20 protein-coding genes and 1 tRNA gene are annotated in these 20,941 nt (G+C 26.4%); 10 read left to right on the top strand and 11 right to left on the bottom strand.

All coding sequences use genetic code 11. The annotated features are described in order from the left end of the window. Window positions 1-3 precede the first annotated feature (3 nt). From H0H42_RS01095 to rsmH, 4 genes are all read right to left on the bottom strand, one after another. Window positions 4-1,458 (bottom strand): UDP-N-acetylmuramoyl-L-alanyl-D-glutamate--2,6-diaminopimelate ligase, encoded by a 1,455-nt coding sequence (locus H0H42_RS01095; RefSeq protein ID WP_185868696.1) that lies wholly within the window; start codon window positions 1,456-1,458, stop codon window positions 4-6. 256 nt (window positions 1,459-1,714) lie between these two features. Then, on the bottom strand, window positions 1,715-2,767 hold the full coding sequence (locus H0H42_RS01090) for a hypothetical protein (RefSeq protein WP_207105629.1): 1,053 nt from the start codon (window positions 2,765-2,767) through the stop codon (window positions 1,715-1,717). 47 nt (window positions 2,768-2,814) lie between these two features. Continuing rightward, a complete protein-coding gene (locus H0H42_RS01085; protein ID WP_185868694.1) occupies window positions 2,815-3,114 on the bottom strand; it encodes an FtsL-like putative cell division protein in 300 nt (99 codons plus the stop codon). 11 nt (window positions 3,115-3,125) lie between these two features. After that, complete coding sequence (rsmH, locus tag H0H42_RS01080) at window positions 3,126-3,995, bottom strand: 16S rRNA (cytosine(1402)-N(4))-methyltransferase RsmH (protein ID WP_185868693.1); 870 nt, start codon at window positions 3,993-3,995, stop codon at window positions 3,126-3,128. 64 nt (window positions 3,996-4,059) lie between these two features. On the opposite strand from rsmH, the gene tgt reads away from it, so the two are divergent. Continuing rightward, a complete protein-coding gene (gene tgt, locus H0H42_RS01075; RefSeq protein ID WP_185868692.1) occupies window positions 4,060-5,184 on the top strand; it encodes a tRNA guanosine(34) transglycosylase Tgt in 1,125 nt (374 codons plus the stop codon). 83 nt (window positions 5,185-5,267) lie between these two features. On the opposite strand, the gene H0H42_RS01070 is transcribed toward tgt, so the two are convergent. Then, complete coding sequence (locus H0H42_RS01070; protein WP_185868691.1) at window positions 5,268-6,476, bottom strand: S1C family serine protease; 1,209 nt, start codon at window positions 6,474-6,476, stop codon at window positions 5,268-5,270. A 127-nt stretch (window positions 6,477-6,603) separates the two neighbouring features. Here H0H42_RS01070 and dapF point away from each other — a divergent pair, with 127 nt between their 5' ends. Together dapF and H0H42_RS01060 are read left to right on the top strand one after the other, a co-directional pair. Then, window positions 6,604-7,446, top strand: a complete 843-nt coding sequence (dapF, locus tag H0H42_RS01065; RefSeq protein WP_185868690.1) for a diaminopimelate epimerase — start codon at window positions 6,604-6,606, stop codon at window positions 7,444-7,446. Next, window positions 7,424-8,509 (top strand): zinc-binding metallopeptidase family protein, encoded by a 1,086-nt coding sequence (locus tag H0H42_RS01060; protein WP_185868689.1) that lies wholly within the window; start codon window positions 7,424-7,426, stop codon window positions 8,507-8,509. Before dapF ends, H0H42_RS01060 begins: the two co-directional genes overlap by 23 nt. A gap of 4 nt (window positions 8,510-8,513) precedes the next feature. Here H0H42_RS01060 and H0H42_RS01055 read toward each other — a convergent pair whose 3' ends face one another. After that, window positions 8,514-9,509, bottom strand: a complete 996-nt coding sequence (locus H0H42_RS01055) for a redox-regulated ATPase YchF (RefSeq protein ID WP_185868688.1) — start codon at window positions 9,507-9,509, stop codon at window positions 8,514-8,516. A 35-nt stretch (window positions 9,510-9,544) separates the two neighbouring features. On the opposite strand from H0H42_RS01055, the gene tatC reads away from it, so the two are divergent. After that, on the top strand, window positions 9,545-10,351 hold the full coding sequence (gene tatC, locus H0H42_RS01050) for a twin-arginine translocase subunit TatC (RefSeq protein WP_185868687.1): 807 nt from the start codon (window positions 9,545-9,547) through the stop codon (window positions 10,349-10,351). A 103-nt stretch (window positions 10,352-10,454) separates the two neighbouring features. On the opposite strand, the gene H0H42_RS01045 is transcribed toward tatC, so the two are convergent. Both H0H42_RS01045 and smpB read right to left on the bottom strand, forming a co-directional pair. Further along, window positions 10,455-12,140, bottom strand: a complete 1,686-nt coding sequence (locus H0H42_RS01045; protein WP_185868686.1) for a hypothetical protein — start codon at window positions 12,138-12,140, stop codon at window positions 10,455-10,457. A 113-nt stretch (window positions 12,141-12,253) separates the two neighbouring features. Beyond that, window positions 12,254-12,700: an SsrA-binding protein SmpB gene (gene smpB, locus H0H42_RS01040; RefSeq protein ID WP_185868685.1), complete on the bottom strand. Its 447-nt coding sequence runs from the start codon at window positions 12,698-12,700 to the stop codon at window positions 12,254-12,256. Window positions 12,701-12,782: 82 nt separating this feature from the next. On the opposite strand from smpB, the gene H0H42_RS01035 reads away from it, so the two are divergent. The 6 genes from H0H42_RS01035 to murI all read left to right on the top strand — a co-directional run bounded on the left by H0H42_RS01035 (window position 12,783) and on the right by murI (window position 17,131). Further along, window positions 12,783-13,643, top strand: a complete 861-nt coding sequence (locus H0H42_RS01035; RefSeq protein ID WP_185868684.1) for a transketolase — start codon at window positions 12,783-12,785, stop codon at window positions 13,641-13,643. 22 nt (window positions 13,644-13,665) lie between these two features. Further along, window positions 13,666-14,646, top strand: a complete 981-nt coding sequence (locus tag H0H42_RS01030) for a transketolase family protein (RefSeq protein ID WP_185868683.1) — start codon at window positions 13,666-13,668, stop codon at window positions 14,644-14,646. Between the two features lie 37 nt (window positions 14,647-14,683). Next, window positions 14,684-15,922 (top strand): 3-phosphoshikimate 1-carboxyvinyltransferase, encoded by a 1,239-nt coding sequence (locus tag H0H42_RS01025; RefSeq protein ID WP_185868682.1) that lies wholly within the window; start codon window positions 14,684-14,686, stop codon window positions 15,920-15,922. A gap of 48 nt (window positions 15,923-15,970) precedes the next feature. Next, window positions 15,971-16,042 (top strand) — tRNA-Glu (locus H0H42_RS01020). 22 nt (window positions 16,043-16,064) lie between these two features. Then, window positions 16,065-16,298: a 30S ribosomal protein S20 gene (gene rpsT, locus H0H42_RS01015; RefSeq protein WP_185868681.1), complete on the top strand. Its 234-nt coding sequence runs from the start codon at window positions 16,065-16,067 to the stop codon at window positions 16,296-16,298. A gap of 11 nt (window positions 16,299-16,309) precedes the next feature. After that, on the top strand, window positions 16,310-17,131 hold the full coding sequence (gene murI, locus H0H42_RS01010; RefSeq protein WP_185868680.1) for a glutamate racemase: 822 nt from the start codon (window positions 16,310-16,312) through the stop codon (window positions 17,129-17,131). 1 nt (window position 17,132) lies between these two features. Here the strand turns inward: murI and H0H42_RS01005 are convergent, their stop codons facing one another. Genes H0H42_RS01005 through H0H42_RS00995 form a run of 3 tightly spaced genes read right to left on the bottom strand, consistent with a single transcriptional unit; the run spans window position 17,133 to window position 20,827 of the window. Next, window positions 17,133-19,415, bottom strand: a complete 2,283-nt coding sequence (locus tag H0H42_RS01005; RefSeq protein ID WP_185868679.1) for an NADP-dependent malic enzyme — start codon at window positions 19,413-19,415, stop codon at window positions 17,133-17,135. A gap of 52 nt (window positions 19,416-19,467) precedes the next feature. Next, window positions 19,468-19,917 carry a cytochrome C oxidase Cbb3 gene (locus H0H42_RS01000; protein ID WP_185868678.1) on the bottom strand — a complete coding sequence of 150 codons (450 nt, stop codon included), beginning with the start codon at window positions 19,915-19,917 and terminating at the stop codon, window positions 19,468-19,470. A 22-nt stretch (window positions 19,918-19,939) separates the two neighbouring features. After that, entirely contained in the window at window positions 19,940-20,827 is an 888-nt protein-coding gene (locus tag H0H42_RS00995; RefSeq protein ID WP_185868677.1) for a cbb3-type cytochrome c oxidase N-terminal domain-containing protein, read from the bottom strand. Between the last annotated feature and the right edge of the window lie 114 nt (window positions 20,828-20,941).

Below are 20,941 nucleotides of genomic sequence, written 5' to 3'. Positions count from 1 at the left end.
TTTTTAAAGGAATTCTTTGGCCACATTCATATCATTAAATGCATAACGATGTCCTTTAATTTCTTGATAATTTTCATGACCTTTTCCGGCAATTAAAACAACATCTTTTTTATTTGCTATTTGAATTGCTTTTTTTATGGCAATTCTTCTATTCACAATAGTTAAAATTGAATGGTTTTTGACACATGATTGAAAGTTTTTCATATCTTTTATAATTTCATTAGGATCTTCTTCTCTAGGATTATCGGAAGTAAAAATAGATACATCACATTTTTCATAAGCAATCTTTCCCATTAAAGAACGTTTTTTTTTATCTCGATTTCCTCCACATCCTATAACACATATTAATTTTTCATCATTTTGTTTCATTTTTTCAATGGTCGTTAAAACTTCTTCTAATCCATTAGGATTATGAGCATAATCAACAATAATACGAATTCCTGAATACGATTCAAATTGTTCGAAACGTCCCTTGATTGAAGAGATTTCTTGTAATATTTTTAATATTTTATGTTTCTCTATTCCCAATAATATAGAAACCGCATAACTCGATAATATATTATAAGCATTAAACTTTCCGATTAGCTGAATCAAAATTGGATGTTTATCAATTAATAATTGAGTACCATGAAAATCTTGATGCAATATTTTAACATGAAAATCGTAATGATTTTTCAATCCATAAGAATATATTTTAGCAGAAATATCTTTCTTAAAATGAGAAGCATGGACATCGTCATAATTAATTAAAGCAAAAGAATTTTTTGATAAATTTTTGAAAAACAAGGTTTTCGTCAATAAATAGTGATCGAACGATATATGATAGTCTAGATGATCGTGTGTGATATTCGTAAATACTCCTCCTTGAAAGAATAATCTACTGATTCTTTTTTGATGAATTCCATGTGAACTTACTTCCATAAAAGCATATTTACACTGTTTTTTGATTGATAAATATAAATATTTATTTATTTCGATAATATTCGGAGTGGTATGGATCGTTTCATATTCCTTGGACAAAATTTTAATTCCTATTGTGGATATAAGAATATTTTTTTCTCCCATTTTAGAAAATAACTTATGTAATAAAAAAGCAACAGATGTTTTTCCATTAGTTCCCGTGATTCCTATCAATTTTATCTTTTTTGTAGGATTTTCATAAAAATTAGAAGAGATCATTCCTAAAGCTTCTATCGAATCCAAAACTAATACATACATTACATTTAAATGGATATGTAAAGGAAGCTGTTCACAAACAATAGTATTTGCTCCTTTTCTGATTGCATCGATAATAAAAATATGACCATCTATTTTTTTTCCTTGAATTGCAACAAAAATCATATTTTTCTTGACCATATTAGAATGGATAGAAATCCCAAAAACATATTTATCCTCACATGTACCTATTTTTTTTAAAATATTTACATTTTTTAAAACTAATCTTAATGATTTTTTCATGTTCTTTCTTCTATAATTGTGAATTTCATAATAACGTTGAAGAAATAATTCTATAGATTATCGTTCAATATTTATCCATCTAATCCATAAATTGGATTTTATATTCTAATAATCATCTTATGATTTATATTTTTATCATTACATGATGTTCAAAAAAGAAATGATGAATAGAAAGAATTTATAAGAAATTTTATCATCATTTTCTTCATGAAAATAGATTATTAATTTTATTTCTTTTCGTTCAACACCTTAAGACTTATTCATTGAAATAGATAACATCTTGTTTATTAAAGACATGTCCTAGATGGTCTAATTTATTAGATTCTATATGATATAAAGGGAAGATATTTTTTTTCTTATTTTTTTGAAAAAAAATATCTTTTTTACTTATATGAATAATTGTAGGAACGTTTTTATGATAATTTTTTTCATGATGTATAATAATGTGTTCTCCATGATATGTTTTCTCAATAAACAATTCTCGAAATAGAAGATGATCATTATGATCATATTTTCCATCTTCTATAGATAAATGGATTGTATTCGGATATGATGGATACGTTTTATTGATTGAATTTATAATGAAATTTTTCCACTGTAATCCTTTCCATAGGATATTGTAAATAATCCATTTTTCTATTTTTTTCCCATATTCCCCATTCATATATCGATGAAATAGTGTCGAAAATTTTATGAGTATTCTTTCATCTTGAATAGGAAAATCCTTATGTAATCCACTGTTTTTTAAACATGGAATTTCATATGTTTTTTTTTGTATGATCAATCCCTTTTTTATCAATTTATTTTGAAAAACTGGAAGGGTTTGTAATGTTTTAAAATATCTATAATCTAGACCTTTTGCTAAAAAAAAATACCTGTTCCCTTTCTTTTTTTCTTTCCAAAGTCGTTTATAAATGATACTTTTTGGTTGATGAAATAAACAGGATAATGAACGAGATAATTCCTTGACATTATCTGAAAATACTACATTGGAAATTGATTGAAAATCAACAAATATGTTATATTTTTTTCCATAGATAAACAACATAGCATGTCCTTCACAAAAAAAATTTTCTTTTGCTTGTTCACGATGATTTTTGATCAATCGTATGGTTCTATGGACGATTCTTATTATTTTCTTATTTTTTACGAAAAATTGATGATATAATAAATGAGATATAAGAACTAAAGAAAAACATAGATATAAAAAAGCAAGAGAATATGATCTATATAATAATTCATGGATGATTCTTTCCTCTTCATATTTCATGATGATGTCATTTCCATCGTTCATAGCCTCCTTCATCATAAGATTTATTTTTTATAGTATTCTTTGTTTTGATTATTTATTTTCATCTACATCATAGATGTAGATTGTTGAAATGTTTTCAAGATGTTAGGATCTTTTTTATGAAGAAAATAAAAAAACTTCATTTTCATATATGTATGATGTACATCCGCATATTCAGCATGCAATTCTTCGACTTCCTTTTTCATACATAGACATTTTTGTATTTGGTAAACAGTTAAATGCGAATTAGTAATACTAATAAAAGATAAAAACGTGATATAAATCAGGAAGTACCAAACTTGATAAGCATTTTTATCCACCAAAAACTTTCCTGTTAAAATTCTTATAATTATATTTTTTTTCATGTTCATCATGTTTATATAATTTCTGCAATTCTTAATTTTGCACTTCTAGATCTGGAATTTGTCTTAATTTCTTTGATTTTTGGCTTAATCACTTTTTTGTGAATCATTCTAAAGGGAATATCCTGATTTTTTATTTTGAAAAAAAGTTTTGCAATACGATCTTCAATAGAATGATAGGAAATTACGGCAATTCTACCACCTTTCAAAAGAATGGTAGAAGATTTTAACAAAAAACTTTTTAAAATATTAATTTCATCATTAACTTCGATTCGTATAGATTGAAATAAACGTGAGAAAAATCTTTTTCTTTTTGAGAAAGATCCATTAATGTAAAAAATGTTCATTAAATCAAAAGAAGTAATAATTCTTTTTTTATTCCTTTTTTTCATGATTCTATCAGCTATGCGACTAGCGTTTTTAAAATCTCCGTATTCTTTGAAAATTTTTGATAATTTTCTTTTGGAATAGTTATTTATAATATCTTGAGCAGAATAAATATTTTCTTGATTCATTCTCATATCTAAAATACAATCATATCTGTTAGAAAATCCCCTTGATGGATTATCTATTTGAAAAGATGAATACCCTAAATCCAGGAGTATTCCTGTTACTTGTTTTATATTTTTTTTTTTTAAAATTTCATTTACATGAATAAAATTAGCATGAAATAGATGTAAACGAGGATCCTTAATACAATTTTTCATGACTGCCTCTTTATCCTGATCAAAAGCGATCAACATTGCTTTTTCGTCTAAATTTTCTAGAATATAAGAAGAATGTCCACCACCACCAAAAGTAGCATCTATATATACACCATTTTTATCCGTAAGAAAATTTTCTACGCTTTCTTTAAGAAGGACAGGTTGATGATAATATTTCATGATCATTTTTTTTTATATTGAATATGATTTATAATTATTTTTTTCAAAAATTTTCGAAAAATTTATGAAATTTTATTTAATAAAAAAAGATTGTTTTTCTAAAGCACGATTAGGATTGATACAAACTGATCATGGAAATATACAGACTCCTACATTTATGCCAGTTGCTTCAAAAGGATATGTGAAATCAACGCCCATACAAGATTTATATAAAATATCAGATATTATTTTAGGGAATACTTATCACTTATATTTTCAACCGGGAATTGATATTATTCGAAGAACAGGGGGAATCCATCCCTTCATGAATTGGAAAAAACCTATTTTAACAGATAGCGGGGGATATCAGGTTTTTTCGATGAAAAAAATCAATAAAATAACGGATAATGGTGTATATTTTAAGTCTTTATTAAATGGATCTTCTCATTTTTTTTCTCCAGAAAAATCGATGGAAATACAACGAATGATAGGAGGAGATATAATTATGTCTTTTGACGATTGTCCATCATATCCATGCAGTTATTCAGAAGCAGAACAATCTGTGGATAAAAACCTGTTTTGGCTTAAAAGATGTTCTTATTTTTTAGAAAAAAAAAATGAATTGTATCCACATAAACAAGGATTCTTTCCTGTGATACAAGGAAGTATTTATACTGATTTAAGGAAAAAATATATAAAGAATATGAATACGATCAAAGCTGATGGATATGCTATTGGAGGATTAGGGTTGGGAGAATCCAAAAAAGATGCATATAATGTGATTAATGTATTAACAGATATTTTACCTCATGAAAAACCTAGATATTTAATGGGAATAGGTAATCCCACAGATCTTTTAGAAGGAATTTCTATGGGAATTGATATGTTTGATTGTGTTATTCCTACAAGAAATGGACGTCACGGAATGATATTTACTTGGAATGGGATTTTAAATATTAAAAATAAAAAATGGAAATACGATTGTTCCTTTTTAGACAAAAATGGGGATTCTTATGTTGATACATTATATAATAAATCTTATATAAGACATCTTTTTTTATCAAAAGAAAATTTAGGAAAAGAAATTATTTCTATCCATAATCTTTCTTTTTATTATAAATTAATAAGTCAATCAAGAAAACACATTATGAACAATGATTTCCTATTATGGAAAAATTCTATCACGCCCAATTTAACAAAACGTTTATAATCTATTTCTTTGTATATTAAGATGAAAAATTCGATAAAATCAGATGGTCCATCGTTGATGGATGATATCTTTTAATTTTTCATTTATTTTTTAATACGTTTTAAAACTACAGACAAATATTTTATTTCTTTTTTTCGAACAATTTCTAATACGATGATATCTCCTGGATGTTTCATCCCTATCATGAAAATAAGATCTGAGGAGTTATTTATTAAATGTCCATCAATACGTTTAATAACATCTCCTGTTTGCAGTCCTGCATCATATGCACTACTATGATCAATCACTTCTCCAATAAAAAATCCTTGTTGTACATTGAAGTTTTTTGATATTGTTTGATTTTTATTCCTAAGATAGGAGTAAATATCTTTCATATCCCCTCCTTTAACTCCTAAAAATGCACGTTGTACCGATCCGTATGTTTTTATATCTTTTACTACTTTCAAAACCAAATTAGATGGGACCGCGAAACTATATCCTATAAAATTTCCGGAAGAAGAAGAGATTGCAGTATTAATTCCAATAAGTTTTCCATTCATATTTAATAAGGGGCCTCCACTATTTCCAGGATTAACGGCCGCATCCGTTTGAAAAAAAGATTCGATAGATGAGGAAGGAGAAGCCTTTTCATTCAGTATTCCTATGTTTCTATTTTTTGCACTAATAATTCCCGAAGTAACAGTAGCGTTTAAATCAAATGGATTACCAATAGCAATTACCCATTCTCCTACTTGAACTTGATTAGAATCTTGAAAAGCAACAAAAGGTAAATTTGTTTCATGAATTTTGATAAGTGCCACATCTGTACTTGGGTCTGAACCTATGAGTTGAGCAGGATATATTCTTTGATCGTTAAGGATAACTTCAATGCTTTCAGCGTTATGAATCACATGATGATTCGTTACAATATATCCATCAGATGAAATGAGCACTCCTGACCCATGAAATCCATAAATATCATGTTTTTTCCCCCATTTTCTTCTACTGAAATCATCGGGAAAACCAAAAAAGAAATCAAATGGAGATAAGATCCTATTCCTTTTAGAATAATTTTTTACTTTAACAACGGCATTAATATTTTTTTGGACTATTTCTGTAAAATCAGGAAAATAAAAATGACTATGACTAAATAAAGAAGTTTTTAATGGAATATTTTGTGATTTTTGAAATGCATATACAGGATTCCATGGAAGGAATTTTTTTTCTTTTTTTTCGTAGTTTCTATATATAGAAATACTCAAAAAAGAAGTTATTACACTGCTTAATAAAACATAAAAAAACACATTTCTCATAATTTATTTGTAATTTTTTTCGATTATGATGTTATATTTATATGCATATTCATAAATATATTATTTTGAATTGTAGAAAAAAAAAATGTTAAATTTCTACTCCTATCTCAAAGATTTGTAATGTGTTATGAAATTGGATTTTTTTAAATTGCATGGAACGGGAAATGATTTTATTATTATAAATTGTATGGAAAATCATTCTAATTACCTAGATAATGATTCATTTCTGAAAAAATTATGCGATAGACATTTAGGGATTGGTTCAGATGGAATTATTTTAATTAAAAAAGATTTTCAAAGTGATTTTTATTTTGATTACTATAATTCGAATGGAAAGAAAGGGACAATGTGTGGAAATGGAGGAAGATGCGCAGTTTTTTTTTACAAAAATTATATTATCAATAATAATAAAATAAATGAAATTTATTTTCGATCTATAAATGGATTTCATGAAGGATTAGTGAAAAAAAATAATTTAGTTTCCATTAAACTTCTTGATTTAAAAAAAGAATTAATTCAAATTGAAAAAGATCACGTATTTTTAGATACAGGATCTCCTCATTATGTTTTATTTGTAGAAGAAGAAAACATGAAAAATATTAATGTTTATAAAGAAGGTAGAAAAATAAGATATCAAAAAATGTATGCAAAAAACGGAGTTAATGTTAATTTTGTAAGCATAAAAAATAACAATACGTTGCAGGTACGTACTTATGAAAGAGGAGTAGAAAATGAAACATTATCTTGTGGTACAGGGGTGACTGCATCAGTTATTGCATCATATGAAACAAATAAAATTAATTCTCATTTAGAAACATTAAAAGTTCATACGTTAGGAGGTCCTTTATGGGTTTCTTTAAAAAAAGAAAAAAATAAGTATAAAAATATTTATCTGACAGGATATGTAGAATGCGTATTTAAAGGATCTTTATATGATATAAAAAATTATGAAAAAAAATTACGTAATTGATAAAAATGCATTAAAATTTATTGAAAAATATTTAAATAGTATAGCACCAACAGGAGAAGAGGAGGAAGGACAAAAAATATGGGTAAAGTATATTACTCCATATGTAGAAAAAGTACAAATGGATTTATATGGAACAGCAGTAGGAATTATAAATTCTGATAGTCCATATAGATTACTTATTGAAGCACATGCGGATGAAATTTCATGGTATGTTAATTATATTGAAAAAAATGGAATTATTCACGTTTCTCATAATGGTGGATCTGATCATCAAATAACTTTATCTAAAAAAGTTTCGATTCATACAAAAAAAGGAATTATAGATGGAGTATTTGGTTGGCCAGCTATTCATATAAGGAAATCATTAGAAGAAAAATATCCGAGTGTAGACAATATATTTATTGATATTGGTGCGGATAGTATAGAAGAAGTTCTTAAGATGGGGGTACATGTAGGATGTATAGTTACTTATCCTGATCAATTTTTTGTTATGAATAAAAATTACTTTGTATCTAAATCTTTGGATAATAAAATTGGAGGATTTCTTATTGCAGAAGTGGCAAAAATGTTGGTAAAAAACAAGATTGATTTACAATTTGGATTGTACGTTGCAAACTCTGTACAAGAGGAAATAGGTTTTAAAGGAGCAAAAATTATAGCGAACACTATTAAACCTCATATAGCTATTGTAACTGATGTCACTCATGATACATCAAATAGTATGATAAGTAAACGAATTGAAGGAGATATTTTGTGTGGATCAGGTCCAGTTATTACATATTCTCCATCTATCAAAAAAGATATTAGAGAAATGATTATCGATTCAGCAAACAATGCAAAAATAGAATACCAAAGATTAGTTGCATCAAGATCTACAGGAACAGATGTAGATGTAATTGCTTATTCAGGAAAAGGAGTATTATCTGCATTAATATCCGTTCCTGTAAAATACATGCATACTACAGTGGAAATGGTACATAAACAAGATGTAGAAAAAACGATATTGTTAATCTATGAAGCTTTATTAAGAATAAATAATAATATGGATAAATTTTTTGTATAATTATTTATCGATTAAAACGAAAATGGATAATATCTCCATCTCGAATAAGAGATTTTTTTCCTGCTAAGAATATTTTTCCAAGCTTTTTTATTTTTTCTTCTGATTTGTATTTGATATAATCATGATAATGTATAATTTCTGCTTTTATAAATCCTTTTTGAAAATCTGTATGTATTACAGAGGATGCTTCATAGGCTGTACATGGAATAGGAATATTCCATGACCTAATCTCTTGTTTTCCTACTGTAAAAAAGTTTTGCAATGTTAATAAATTCATTAATTGTTTAATTACATTTTCTATTTTATCAAAAGAAGGATTTTTCATAGGAAAAATAAAAACATTAGATTTGTCATTTTGAAGAGATTCTTCGAATCTCTTCAAAGATGAAGAATTTATATTCTTATTTATATTTGCTATATAAATAACAGGTTTTTCTGTTAAAAAATGAAAAGTATGTTTGATATATTTTCTTTCGTAATGACTATGGAATGGAAACATTCTTATATTTTTTCCTTGTTTTAGAAAACAATAAAGATCTTTTAGAAGATTTTTGTACTTTCCTTTTTCTTTTTTTAATATTTTTTCTATTGTTTCTAAATCTTTTAATTGCATTTCTAAATCAACAATTTCTTTATCTCTAATAGGATCGATAGTTCCTTCTACATGAGATATATTTTCATCATTAAAAAAACGGATCATATGAACGATTCCATCAGTTTCTCTAATATGAGATAAGAATCTATTTCCTAATCCATCACCTTTATGTGCTCCCTTAATTAATCCTGCAATATCTATAACTTTTATTTCAGATGGAATAATTTTCATGGGATTTACTATTTCTTGTAAAATTTTTAACCTTTTATCTGGAACTTTTATCGTTCCATAATTTGGTTCAATTGTACAAAATGGAAAATTTTCTGATAAAACATTAGATCGAGAAAGTATATTAAAAAATGTTGATTTACCTGTATTTGGAAGACCAATAATTCCGCATTTCATGGTTTTTGAATTGATGTTATTATATTCATAATATTATGCATAATAAAAAAAAAGAGTTTCCGTTATGGAAACATATTGAAGAATTAAGAAAACATTTAATACATTGTTTATGTGTCATTGCCATTTGTACGATTTTTTTAATGTATAATAAAAAAATAATATTTGATCAAATTATTTTTGGACCTGCAAAAAAAAATTTTATTACTTACAAAATTTTTTATAAAATAATAAAAAAAATTCCATTATTTCCTTTTATCCCTGTTACATTTTTATCTAATGATCTAGAAATTCAAAATAGAAAAATATTTGGTCAATTTAATATGTACATGTGTACGTGTATTATTGGAGGAATAATAATATCTTCTCCTTATATTTTTTATGAATTATGGACATTTATAAAACCAGGTCTATCTAAAAAAGAAGAAAAATATTCAAAATGGATGATGATCTCAATTTCTTTTTTATTCCTTTTAGGAATTTTTTTTGGATATTATATTTTATTTCCATTTCTTATTCATTTTGGCTATTCTTTTAAAATTAGCAATTTTCCGAAAAACATATTTGATTTATCAGATTATATTTCATTGATTATACATTCTGTATTGTCTATGGGAATTACATTTTTATTTCCTTTTTTTATATACTTGTTGACTAAGATGGAATTAATATCACATATTTTTTTAAAAAAGTATAGAAAATACGCTTTTTTTATTATACTAATTATTGCTTCAGCCATTACCCCAGGAGATATATTTAGTACAATTATAGTAATAATTCCACTATTATTTTTATACGAATTAAGTATATTAATTTCTTTTTATATAAAAAAAAACAAGGAATAAAAAAACATTTTTATAAGTTTTAATATTCCTCGAATTAAAGAATAAAAGATACAAATCTTTATTTTTCATTCTTTTTTAGAAGATTGTCTGATGTTTTCTTTCCTTAACTTTTTCCTCGTCCTCGTACGGATTTTGTTCTTTGTTGGATCCTCGAGGAGCCTAACGGTTTTTTTCCTTTTCCTCGTCCTCGTACGGATTTTGTTCTTTGTTGGATCCTCGAGGAGCCTAACGGTTTTTTTCCTTTTCCTCGTCCTCGTACGGATTTTGTTCTTTGTTGGATCCTCGAGGAGCCTAACGGTTTTTTTCCTTTTCCTTGGACTTGTGTTCCAGATTCGGTCTTTTGTACTGGAATCGAAGAAGTTCCGACCAAGGGGTGCTCGGTTCCTTGGACTTGTGTTCCAGATTCGGTCTTTTGTACTGGAATCGAAGAAGTTCCGACCAAGGGGTGCTCGGTTCCTTGGACTTGTGGTGTTCCAGATTCAGTCTTTTGTACTGGAATCGAAGAAGTTCCGACCAAGGGGTGCTCGGTTCCTTGGACTTGTGGTGTTCCAGATTCGGTCTTTTGTACTGGAATCGAAGAAGACCCGAGATTAAACTTTGTAAGTTCTCTATGAAACAGACATTTTTCTAAATCATTATTATAGAATAGTATAGGATCTCTTATCCTATCTGATCCTTGATTTTGATGGATTGAAATGGATTCGATTTTATCATTATTTGAAATAATTTTTTGATCTTCTTTATTTCTGTAAAGGGAATCAATCCTTTCAATTCTATAAATTTTTTTACTACAAATCATTTTTCGTTTTTTAGGAAAAATAATTTCTCGTTTTTTCAATTTTGTAAAATTGTAAGAATCATGATTAAGATTATAGAAAGTATTTTTGGATTGATGAGGAATCCTTTGAGGAATAGAATCGGATTGATTTGTTTTATGACGATCTATATATAAATGATTTTCTATAGGATTTATTTTTTCATAAATTGAACCTATAGGAATAAAAAAAGGATATTTTTTTTGATTAATTTTCAAATTTGTTTGTACATATTTTTTTATCAATGACGTTCCTTTTTTTCCATTTTTTATTATTAAACGATTGATTTTCATTGTATTACCAAATTTAAAAATCAATCCTATGTTATGTTTCCAAAAATCAAGATAATCTCTAGATTGTCTTGCAAAAATATGATTATAAGTACTTTGAATGTTTAATCCCATATTAGGAATAATCCAGAAATTAATTCCTAAACCTCCATCCAATACTAGAAACTTATTTCTATCAGTCATAAAACATTTCGTAGAAGAAATTACATATTCTTTACCATTATATCCATCAAATTTATGAAATGCACCTCCTAATCTAAAATAGGGATCAATCATATTGTAAGGATGAGTAAAAGGATAAACATGGATCCCATTACTAATTTTTAAAAAATTTGCATTCTTGATTTTCCATCTATCATTAGTTATCATTCCTGATGATACATCCAAGAAAAAACCTAAATGTTTATTTTTATATCCTAATCCAACGTTAGAAATTTTTGGAATGATAAAATTATTTTTTTGATTAGAGAATCCTTGAAAAATATCTTTCACTGCAGGAGATAAATCCGTAGGAAAATAATTTATATCAGAAGTTCCTACTTTAATTAAATAACCATCTTCCTTCTCTTTTTTTTTAATCCCATTCTTATGGGTATTTGTTTTCGTTTTCACGATTAAATCTTTAGAAAAGACAGATGAAAAAAAAGTAAACAATAAAACAATAAAAAAATTTACGTTTTTCATAAAAGACTAAAATTTTTCTATAACTCTTACGAAGATATAAAATTATTCAAATGAATTTTTTTTGTTCTATTTTCGTATCGTTTTTCATATTTTAAACGTGAAATATCATTCAATCAATTTTTGTATTTTTTAATAAATTGTTGCATGTCTCGTTGGACATCTTTTTTTCTCAAAATTTCACGTTTATCATACTCTTTTTTTCCTTTAGCTAAAACAATTTTTAATTTGATATATCCCTTGTCGTTAAAGAAAAGTTTTAAAGGGACTAGAGTTAATCCTGGATTAAACAATCTCTTTTCAATTTTATTCAACTCCTTTCTTTTTAATAAAAGTTTTCTTTCTCGGTTTACTAAGTGATTAGATGCTGTACCAAATTTATATTCATCAATGTACATATTTGCTGAGTATAATTCTCTATTTTTCATATAACAAAAACTATTAGTAATATTTACCTTATTTTGTCTTATAGATTTGACTTCTGTTCCAAATAATTGTATTCCAGCTATATAATATTCTAAAAAATGATACTGAAATTTAGCTTTTCTATTTAGAATACTCATAATTAATTATTAATTTTGTTCCTTATAAAAAATAAAGAAACTATCATTAAAAAATAATAGTTAAAAAAATTTTATTTTAGAAATGAATGAACGTTATTTAAATGATTTATGTCGTCAAGTAAGAAGAGATATTTTACGAATGATTCACAATGCAAAATCTGGACATCCTGGAGGATCTTTAGGTTGTGTTGAATATTTTGTCGCTTTATATTTTGAGATTATGAATTATAACTCAAAAAAATTTACAATGGATGGAAAAGGGGAAGATCTTTTTTTCCTTTCTAATGGACATATATCTCCTGTATACTATAGTGTATTAGCTCGATCAGGTTTTTTTTCAGTTAAAGAACTTTCTTCTTTTAGAAAAATTAATTCTCGATTACAAGGGCATCCATCTGTATATGAAAACCTACCAGGAATACGTATTTCTTCTGGATCCCTAGGACAAGGAATGTCAGTGGCTATCGGAGCATGTTTATCAAAAAAACTTCAAAATGAAGTTGATTCTATTATTTATAGTTTACATGGAGACGGAGAATTAAACGAAGGACAAATATGGGAGGCAGTTTTATATGCTGGATCAAAAAACATCGATAATTATATTGCAACAATAGATTATAATGGAAAACAAATTGATGGGCCAACCGATTTAGTTTTACCTATGAGAAACTTAAAAAGTAAATTTGAATCTTTTGATTGGGATGTATTAGAAGAGTTAGAAGGAAATAACATAAAAAATGTTATTAATATTTTAAAACAAGCAAAAAAAAGAACAAATAAAGGAAAACCAGTAATGATTCTCTTACATACACAAATGGGGTATGGTGTAGATTTTATGAAAGGAGATCACTCTTGGCATGGAAAACATCCTAATAATGAAGAGTTAAAAAAAGCGTTAAATCAACTTCCAGAAAGTTCATTAGTTGATTTTCCAATAATGTGATAAAAAATAATTTACAATTTTTATGAAAAAATATAAAAATAAAGGATTAAAAGAAACAAGAGCAGGATTTGGAAAAGCTTTATCCGATTTAGGTAAAAAAAATGAACAAGTAGTGGCATTATGTGCAGATCTTACTAGCTCTTTATTTATGAATGATTTTTCCGAAAAGTTTCCTAAAAGATTTTTTCAAATAGGAATTGCAGAAGCAAATATGATCGGAATAGCAGCAGGATTAAGTATTGGTGGATATATCCCTTTTGCAGGAACTTTTGCTAATTTTGCCACTTCTCGAGTATATGATCAAATACGTCAATCGGTATCTTATTCAAAAAAAAATGTGAAAATATGTGCATCGCATTCTGGATTAACCCTTGGAGAAGATGGGGCAACACATCAAAGTTTAGAGGATATTGGTATGATGAAAATGTTACCAGGAATGACCGTCATTAATACATGTGATTACAATCAAACATATGCTGCTACAATAGCCGCATTTAATTATTTGGGACCGATCTATTTACGTTTTGGTCGTCCACCTGTTGCAAACTTTACAGAGGAAAATCAGATATTTGAGATTGGAAAAGCTTTTCTTTTGACAAAAGGAAAAGATGTTACTATTGTATGTACTGGACATTTAGTTTGGGAATCCTTAGAAGCTTCTAAATTTTTATATGAAAAAAAAGGATTAGAATGTGAAGTAATTAATGTACATACTATTAAACCTCTCGATGAAGAAACAATTATAAAATCCATAAAAAAAACCAAATGTATTATTACGGCAGAAGAACATAATTATTTTGGAGGATTGGGAGAAAGTATTGCAAGATTGATCACAAGTAAAAATCTTTCTATTCCACAAAATTTTGTAGCGGTTCAGGATACATTTGGAGAAAGTGGAAAACCAAATGAACTTTTAAAAAAATATAAAATTGATCGTTTAACAATTATTGATCAAGTAAAAGATATTTTATTAAAAAAAGAAAAAAATACTCATGATAGATGAATAAGGATTATAATAAAATGAAAAATTAAAATAATTTATGTCTTTCTATATTTCTAAAAAGGAAAAATCCTTATACGGATCATTATCTATTACAGGATCAAAAAGTATTTCTAATCGATTTTTAATTTTACAGGCACTTTATGAAAAGAAAATTCATTTGGAGAATCTTTCCGATTGTGAAGATACTAATGTTTTAAAAAAAAGTTTGTATAGTTCTTCAAAAGTATTAGATATAAAACATGCAGGCACTGCAATGCGTTTTTTAACTTCTTTCTTTTCTATCAAAGAAGGAAAAATAACAATTTTAACAGGATCAAATAGAATGAAAGAAAGACCTATCTCTGTTCTTGTTAATGCGTTAAAAAATTTAGGATCAAATATTTCTTATCTAGAAAAAGAAGGGTTTCCTCCGATAAAAATTATTGGGAATAAGATTTTAGGAGGGTCTATTTATGTAAAAGCCAATGTAAGTAGTCAATATATAAGTTCTCTTATGTTGATCGCTAGTAAATTTACTAACGGATTAAAAATTTTTTTAGAAAATCATATTACATCTCTTCCGTATATCAAAATGACATTTGATATATTAAGATTATCAGGAATCAAAGCCTTATGGAAAAACAGAATAATTCATATTTATCCAGGAGAAATACATAAAAAAATCTCTTTTCATATAGAATCAGATTGGAGTTCAGCTTCATATTATTATTCTATGGCTGCAATATCAAGTAAAAGTAAAATTGTTTTACGTTCATATAAAAACTGTAGTTTACAGGGAGATAAAAACGTATCTCATATATATAAAAAGTATTTTGGAATTAACACGATTTTTCATAATAATGAAATTCTTTTGACAAAAGAAAATCGTATCAATTATAAAAAATTTATTGAACTTGATCTTAATAAAACACCCGATATTGCACAAACCATTGCAATAACTTGCGCATCAATTGGAATTAAATGTTTATTAAAGGGATTAGAAACTTTAAAAATCAAAGAAACAGATCGTTTATTAGCTTTAAAAAATGAGCTTATGAAGTTTGGAGTGATTATAAATATCACAAATTCTTGTTTAGAAATTACTGATTTTATTCAGAAAAATAAAAAATCAGTAATTAAAATTAATACATATGAAGACCATAGAATGGCTATGTCCTTTTCTGCATTTGCATTGCAATCCATGTTATTAAAAATAGATCATCCCAATGTAGTTGATAAGTCTTATCCCAAATTTTGGGAAGATTTAAAAAAATTAGGATTTTCCATAACAAAATAAATCCTAAAATAAAATACTTGTATATTTATATCTCTTTGAAAAATAAATGGCCCATTCGTCTATTGGTTAGGACGTCAGGTTTTCATCCTGGAAAGAGGGGTTCGATTCCCCTATGGGCTGCAAAATAAAAAACAATTGATTTATGGCAAATCATTTATCTTCTTTAAAGAGAATAAGACAAAATCATATAAAACGTAAAAGAAATAAATATCTTTATAAAAGCACGAAAACTGCTATAAAAAAAATAATAAAAACAAAAAATCACAAGGATTTTCCTAAAGTTATTTCTATGATAGATAAATTATCGAAAAAAAATATTATACATATAAATAAGTCTTCTAGACTAAAAAAACAATTGATCAAAAAATTACGATAATATTTTTTACAATGCATAAATATGCATCAAATTGTTTTTCAAATAAAGAACCGATAGGAATTTTTGACTCTGGCATTGGAGGGTTAATTATAGCAAAAGAAATCAAAATCCATATGCCTAATGAAACTCTTATTTATTATGGGGATACTAAAAATATGCCATATGGAAATAAATCTAGAGATTTTATTATTGAAAATTCTATGAAAATGGTTGCTTTTTTTTACGAAAAAAAATGTAAAGCAATTGTAATTGCATGTAATTCTATTACATCCAATGCGTTAGAGATTATTAAAGATAAATTTAAAAGGAAAATACTGATTTTTGATGTTATAAATCCTGTGATAAAGAATAATATCTTTCTTTCTTTTAAAAAAATAGGGATCATTGCAACACCAGCTACTATTTATTCAAATTTTTATGAGGAAAAAATACGATCATATTATAATCATTTAAATATTTTTTCATTATCCATTCCTTCATTAGCTCTTTTAATTGAGAAAGGAACGGATATGAAAATAATCAAATTTTTTTTAAAAAATTACTTGAATCGTATCCAATCAATTGATGCAATTTTATTGGCTTGTACTCACTATTTATTTCTTAAAAAAGAAATTGAACATTTTTATCATGGAAAAGTTTATTTAATTGATATACCAAGAATTGTTGTACAAGAAATAAAAAATAAACTAGAAGAAAAAGGATTATTGTGTATTCATCCATCATGGAATAATTATAATATTTTCTACACATCTAGTTCTATTTCGAATTTTTTTGAAAAAAAAGTACGAAGTCTTTTTCGAAATAATATTTTTATAAAAAGGACATTGATCTGATTTAATCTTCTCTAAGTTGTGCATCTATTACTGCTAAAGTCGTTAGATTTACAATTTCTTCTATATCAGCATGCATAGGCATTATATGTACAGGCTTTCTAATTCCTAGCATAAAAGGACCTATAACTTTGAAATTTTCCAATCCTTTGATAAATTTGTATGTTAAATGACCTGATTCAATATTTGGAAAAATAAATATGTTTGATTTATTTTGAACTAGTTTTGAAAATGGAAATGAACGTTTCTGTAGTCTTTCATTTAAAGCAAAATCAGGTTGTATTTCGCCGTCTACTATCAAATTAGGATATTGATCATGTAAAAAAGATACTGTATTAGCAACTTTTGAGGAAGTTTTATTATTTGATGAAAAATTTTGACATGATAACATAGCTATATGCGGTTCAATTCCAAGTTTTTTAACCACACGAGAAACCATAATAGCAATTTGAGATAATTCTTCACTTGTTGGATTTTTAATCACTTCGGTATCTGCAAAAAATAGAAATCCTCTTTTGGATAAGATTATCATCATAGAAGAAATCTTTTTTTTCGAATCTTTAATTCCTAAAACTTTGACCACTGTTTTCAAACTTGAGGAAAATTTTTGGGAATATCCTGTAATGAATATATCAGATTCTTTTTGATCTAACATCATAGATCCAAAATATTGACCATCTCTCATCTTTATAATCGATTCATCGAAAGTAACTCCTTCCCTCTTTTTTTTATTCCAAAAAATAGAAGCATAATGTTTGATTTTTTTTTTATTTTCTTCTTTTTTTGGATCGAAAATATATTTAGATTTAATATATAAATTATTATTTATAATCGTTTTTTTTATAATGGATTCATTTCCTAATATTATCGGATCATAAATAATTCCTTCTTCAATAAGAATTTGTACTGATTTTAGAACGTTATATTCTTCTCCATTGCAAAACACTACCCTTTTAGGATTCTTACGAGCTCTATGTTTAATTGTTCTAATCATTTTACTTTCATAAGAAATCCTATCTAATAATTGCTCTTTATATACATTCCAGTCTAATATTTTTTTTTTCGCTACTCCTGAATTTATTGCAGCTTTAGCTACTGCAGTAGATACACAAGTAATTAAACGATGATCAAGAGGTTTAGGAATAATATAATCCTTTCCAAAGGAAATATTTTTTTTGTTATAGGCAATATTTACTTGTTCTGGTACAGGTTCTTTAGCAAGATTAGCAATTGCATATACTGCAGCAAGTTTCATTTCATCGTTAATTACACTAGATTGAACATCTAAAGCTCCCCTAAATATGTAAGGGAATCCTAGAACATTATTTACTTGGTTTGGAAAATCACTTCGTCCTGTAGCCATAACAATATCAGGTCTAATTTTTAAAGCGAGATTATAGTCAATTTCAGGATCAGGATTTGCCATAGCAAAAACAATAGGATTTTTTGCCATACTTTTTAACATATCTGATGTTAATATTCCTCCAACAGATAATCCTACAAATACATCCGCATTCTTAATGGATTCTTTCAAATTTTGAATAGGATATGTATCTATGCAAAATTCTTTTTTTTCATCATTTAAATCATTTCTTGAAACATGTAATAATCCTTTACTATCAAACATGAAAATATTTTTATGGTTAACTCCTAACTTTTTGTATATTCTTGTACAAGAAATAGCCGCTGCTCCAGCACCATTCACCACTATCTTTATATTATTAATTTTTTTATTAACATAATCTACAGCATTGATCAAAGCAGCTCCTGAAATAATAGCAGTTCCATGTTGATCGTCATGCATCACAGGAATATCTAATTCTTCTTTTAATCTTTTTTCAATTTGAAAAGCTTCTGGAGCTTTAATATCTTCTAAATTAATTCCTCCAAAAGTAGGAGATATCGATTTTACTATTTCTATAAATTTTTCTGGATCTGATTCATTGACTTCAATGTCAAACACGTCAATATCAGAAAAAATTTTGAATAATAACGCTTTTCCTTCCATAACTGGTTTAGATGCCAATGCCCCTATATTTCCCAATCCTAAAACTGCAGAACCGTTGGTGATGACAGCAATCAGATTTCCTTTAGAAGTATATTTATATACTTTTTTATGAGAAGCCACTATCTCTCTGCATGGTTCTGCAACGCCCGGTGAATAAGCAAGAGATAAATCTTTTTGACTATTATATTTTTTTGTTGGAGAAATTTGTATTTTTCCAGGAGGGAATTTACTGTGATATTTTAAAGATTCTTCACGCAAATCATTAATTTTTTTTTTCATTTTTTTCATACACCAAATTTTAATGATACTTGTACATTACAAGTACAATTTTTCATTCCCAAAATAAATTTTTTTCAAAAAAAAATTTATTATTTGATTTCCATCGAATTATAAGTTTATAATATCCTCTTTTTAGTTGATGTTTTGGAATAAAAATTTTTTTTTCGCAATATTTTATAATACAAAAATGTTTTGTGATATCTAAATCTTTCGAAGAAAATCGAAGTAACTTAACAAAGCCTTGAACTGTATTTTCATAATCATAAGGAAATCGAATCTCAATTCCATTATATAAAATCATAACTTTTACTTTTTCTGGAAAATTCAATACGTTGTTCTTTTCATTTATAATTTCCTGATATTTTATTTCATCTTCATAATATTTATTAGAAATCAGTTGACTTTCAACATTTGGAAAGAAAAAAGCCATATATAGAATAAATATCATAAAACAAATTATAGATAATGATATTCCAATACCCCAATTGAATTTAATTTTCATAAATTAAAAAATAAATATTCAACTATTTTTTTGATTCCCATTCCAATATTTTTGTTCCTTGAGGATCTTTTTGTTTGATAGGTTTTTCAATTTTTTTGTTAATAAAATATACGTAACTCGATATTTTTTCAATATCATTTCCCTTGATTTCTCCAGTTTTTCCAAAAGCACGCATAGTTGGGTTTTTTTTACTTCCGTTCCATATCATAGAAAATATATTTTTGTAAAGATCTTTTTCTACTCGATTAATCCAATAGTTATCTGTTAAATTTGGCCCTATATTTCCACTTCCATCTGATTGATGACAAGTAGAGCAATTTTCTTCAAAAAGTTTTTGTCCTTCATTTACCATATTTTTTTTAAAGGAAGAGGTCGATAAAGATGTTTGAGGGGTATTTTTTTCAAAAATTTTTATTTCTTGTAATTGTTTTTTGTATGAATAATCATATTCTTTATATGGATCAGAAAAATCAAACAAAAAATAAGAAAAAAAATATATACAGGAAAATACTACGGTAATGCAAAAAAGATGGACCCACCAGACTGGTAATTGATTATCTAATTCCAAAATTCCATCAAATCCATGATCAATTTTTCTTACTCCTTTATTCAATATTTTCGGATCATAAAATAAAAATTTATAAAAAGTATATAAATAATTTCCTTCATTTTTTTCTAAAATTTTCTTTTTTTCTTTTTCAGAAATAGATCGTAGTTGAATTTTGAAAATAAGATGATTAATAGATTCTAAAATAATTAATAAAATTGTTACTACAATGATAAAAAATATAGTAATAGGATCAGTCATGTATCCCAATCGATTATAACTTCGAAGAAAAGTGTATAAAGCAAATATAATCACAGATAAAAAAGAAGGAATCATAATGAAAGATGAAATTTTATACCTCATGATTTTCTTTTTTTTTATCTAAAGGAATAAAACTAATATATTCGTAATATTTTTTACTTTTTGAAAAAACATAAAATAATATAAAAGAAAAAAACAAAAGAAAAATTACCAGAA

Source organism: Blattabacterium cuenoti, from assembly GCF_014252275.1.
Taxonomy (GTDB): Bacteria; Bacteroidota; Bacteroidia; order Flavobacteriales; family Blattabacteriaceae; genus Blattabacterium; species Blattabacterium cuenoti_O.
Note: the sequence above shows the minus strand (reverse complement) of the source record. Positions and strands in the feature narration are given on the sequence as shown.

What these genes read in the sequence shown, in the direction of transcription:
- H0H42_RS01005 (WP_185868679.1), bottom strand. Translation starts at nt 19,415, where the DNA reads ATGAAAAAAAAAATTAATGATTTGCGTGAAGAATCTTTAAAATATCAC.
- tatC (WP_185868687.1), top strand. Translation starts at nt 9,545, where the DNA reads ATGCATAATAAAAAAAAAGAGTTTCCGTTATGGAAACATATTGAAGAA.
- H0H42_RS01085 (WP_185868694.1), bottom strand. Translation starts at nt 3,114, where the DNA reads ATGAAAAAAAATATAATTATAAGAATTTTAACAGGAAAGTTTTTGGTG.
- rpsT (WP_185868681.1), top strand. Translation starts at nt 16,065, where the DNA reads ATGGCAAATCATTTATCTTCTTTAAAGAGAATAAGACAAAATCATATA.
- H0H42_RS01095 (WP_185868696.1), bottom strand. Translation starts at nt 1,458, where the DNA reads ATGAAAAAATCATTAAGATTAGTTTTAAAAAATGTAAATATTTTAAAA.
- H0H42_RS01055 (WP_185868688.1), bottom strand. Translation starts at nt 9,509, where the DNA reads ATGAAATGCGGAATTATTGGTCTTCCAAATACAGGTAAATCAACATTT.
- dapF (WP_185868690.1), top strand. Translation starts at nt 6,604, where the DNA reads ATGAAATTGGATTTTTTTAAATTGCATGGAACGGGAAATGATTTTATT.
- H0H42_RS01070 (WP_185868691.1), bottom strand. Translation starts at nt 6,476, where the DNA reads ATGAGAAATGTGTTTTTTTATGTTTTATTAAGCAGTGTAATAACTTCT.
- H0H42_RS01090 (WP_207105629.1), bottom strand. Translation starts at nt 2,767, where the DNA reads ATGATGAAGGAGGCTATGAACGATGGAAATGACATCATCATGAAATAT.
- H0H42_RS01025 (WP_185868682.1), top strand. Translation starts at nt 14,684, where the DNA reads ATGTCTTTCTATATTTCTAAAAAGGAAAAATCCTTATACGGATCATTA.
- murI (WP_185868680.1), top strand. Translation starts at nt 16,310, where the DNA reads ATGCATAAATATGCATCAAATTGTTTTTCAAATAAAGAACCGATAGGA.
- H0H42_RS00995 (WP_185868677.1), bottom strand. Translation starts at nt 20,827, where the DNA reads ATGAGGTATAAAATTTCATCTTTCATTATGATTCCTTCTTTTTTATCT.
- H0H42_RS01045 (WP_185868686.1), bottom strand. Translation starts at nt 12,140, where the DNA reads ATGAAAAACGTAAATTTTTTTATTGTTTTATTGTTTACTTTTTTTTCA.
- rsmH (WP_185868693.1), bottom strand. Translation starts at nt 3,995, where the DNA reads ATGAAATATTATCATCAACCTGTCCTTCTTAAAGAAAGCGTAGAAAAT.
- tgt (WP_185868692.1), top strand. Translation starts at nt 4,060, where the DNA reads ATGAAATTTTATTTAATAAAAAAAGATTGTTTTTCTAAAGCACGATTA.
- H0H42_RS01035 (WP_185868684.1), top strand. Translation starts at nt 12,783, where the DNA reads ATGAATGAACGTTATTTAAATGATTTATGTCGTCAAGTAAGAAGAGAT.
- H0H42_RS01060 (WP_185868689.1), top strand. Translation starts at nt 7,424, where the DNA reads ATGAAAAAAAATTACGTAATTGATAAAAATGCATTAAAATTTATTGAA.
- H0H42_RS01000 (WP_185868678.1), bottom strand. Translation starts at nt 19,917, where the DNA reads ATGAAAATTAAATTCAATTGGGGTATTGGAATATCATTATCTATAATT.
- H0H42_RS01030 (WP_185868683.1), top strand. Translation starts at nt 13,666, where the DNA reads ATGAAAAAATATAAAAATAAAGGATTAAAAGAAACAAGAGCAGGATTT.
- smpB (WP_185868685.1), bottom strand. Translation starts at nt 12,700, where the DNA reads ATGAGTATTCTAAATAGAAAAGCTAAATTTCAGTATCATTTTTTAGAA.